We start from the raw sequence: 1,734 nt of genomic DNA, 5'->3' as shown, positions 1-1,734 counted from the left end.
GGCTCAATCGTCAGGAAGCCAAGATCTCACTAGACGCACAGATTGACAGTCGCGAAAATGAAACAGTCTCCTCTCATTCAGGTCGTCCCTAGTCCAGATAATGAGTCCGTCGCTTGTCATGGACTCCACTGTTCCGACGTAGTCTCCCGTCCCCGGCACTCGGAGTGACACGACGTCTCCGCCGGTGAGGCTTGTCCATGTCAACAGGGGGTGCTGCTCCCCCACGCCACGTCGTTGTTCTTCTGCTAGGTACAAGTCGGCTTCCCGCTCTGTCACCAGGTGACCTTCCGGAGGTTCATGGGCATGGGTCCCGGTCAGGATGATTTCGTGGAATGCGCTTGGCACACGCATGGCCGCACTCCTTCACAGCAAGTCGACCTCCTTGGTGAGGCCGAATGGGACATCGGGGCTCAGGGCAACCGTGAATTTTGCGAAGTCAACCCTTGTGACGACAATCCCGCAAACAGCTCCGTTCGCGCGGAGTAGTGCAGTGGCCTGGTCTAGTTCTCGGTCCCTTGAAGCCGGGTCCTCAGCCATGATGTAGATGGTTGGGGTTGCGGTCGACATCGCCGCCCTCCTTTCGTGGATTTGAAAATGCTGAAGGAATACTGAACTATCCGGATCACCGATCACCTCGGGGGGCCTGCAGGGATGCGTTCATTTTTAGGGCCCCGGAATTGCATCATCCAAGGCGGCGGCCACGCACCTCGAGCGCCACCGGTGACCACACCCTTAGTAGCCATTCGGTGCACTACCAGGGCTTGAGTTAGCAGCTCCGACCGTGTTTGACGTATCATCTCTGGCGGAAGACGGGCCGGCTCTTCTGATCGTCTTGAATCATCAACGCCGGCTCGCGAATAGACTTTGCCGCAGGCGCTCTGCTTTGATTCAGCTTTCGCGGGGAACCTTTGCGCTACTATCGCCGCTTGTTGTGACCGGGAGCGGCCACCCAGTCACTACTTTCGGCCGGGGTAGCGCGTAGGTTCGGACTTTGGATGTCGACAGGCCGAGGCGGACCAGCGATTCGGCGATCGTAACGGCGGCTGTGACACCGTCAACGACGGGGACACCTAGCTGCAGCCGGATCTGCTCATCAAGGCCGGACATCCCTCCGCAGCCTAAGACGATCACTTCCGCCTTGTCTTCATCCACGGCGCGCCTGGCCTCGGCAAGGATGGCCGCCACTGCCCGATGCGGAAATTCCTCCAATTCCAGGACACCAAGACCGCTGGCACGCACGGACGCGCAACGGGCGTCCATTCCGGCGAGTTTGAGTCGGTCCTCAATCAGCGGCACCGCGCGATCCAAGGTCGTGACCACAGAGTATTTGTGGCCCAAGAACATGGCAGTGCTGGCGGCCGCTTCGGTGATATCCACGACGGGAACCTCCAGAAGCTCCTGAAGTCCCTCCCGTCCGTGCTCTCCATAGCCGGCTTGAATGACGGCGTCGAATGGTCTTGCATAGGACAAGACCGCGTCCATCACCGCGACGGCGGCAAGGTAGCTTTCGAAATTTCCTTCGCAGGAGGCAGCGCCGAAGCGGGGCGTAAGGCCGACGATCTCCGTCCCGTCCAAAGCAGCCGCGCGGGCCTGCAAGGCAATGGAATCAGTCATGGAAACCGTGGTATTGACGTTGGCGACGAGGATGCGCATGGTCTCTTTCCTGGTGCTGTTGGGGAACCGAGAAGAACACAATTGAGGCTCGGACTGGTGGACCGAGAGGCCTCACCCGGG

At 59.7% G+C, this 1,734-nt stretch carries 2 protein-coding genes; both read right to left on the bottom strand.

The features are described 5' to 3' along the window. Positions 1–363 precede the first annotated feature (363 nt). A complete protein-coding gene (locus tag OOZ51_RS22335) occupies positions 364–567 on the bottom strand; it encodes a hypothetical protein (protein WP_265982167.1) in 204 nt (67 codons plus the stop codon). 321 nt (positions 568–888) lie between these two features. After that, the gene (locus tag OOZ51_RS22330; protein WP_265982166.1) at positions 889–1,653 is read right to left on the bottom strand and encodes an aspartate/glutamate racemase family protein; all 765 of its coding nucleotides are present in this window, start codon (positions 1,651–1,653) and stop codon (positions 889–891) included. Positions 1,654–1,734: the final 81 nt, after the last annotated feature.

This window comes from Arthrobacter rhizophilus (assembly GCF_026241105.1).
GTDB lineage: Bacteria > Actinomycetota > Actinomycetes > Actinomycetales > Micrococcaceae > Arthrobacter.
This window is presented reverse-complemented; position numbering and strand designations above follow the sequence as displayed.

What these genes read in the sequence shown, in the direction of transcription:
- OOZ51_RS22335 (WP_265982167.1), bottom strand. Translation starts at nt 567, where the DNA reads ATGTCGACCGCAACCCCAACCATCTACATCATGGCTGAGGACCCGGCT.
- OOZ51_RS22330 (WP_265982166.1), bottom strand. Translation starts at nt 1,653, where the DNA reads ATGCGCATCCTCGTCGCCAACGTCAATACCACGGTTTCCATGACTGAT.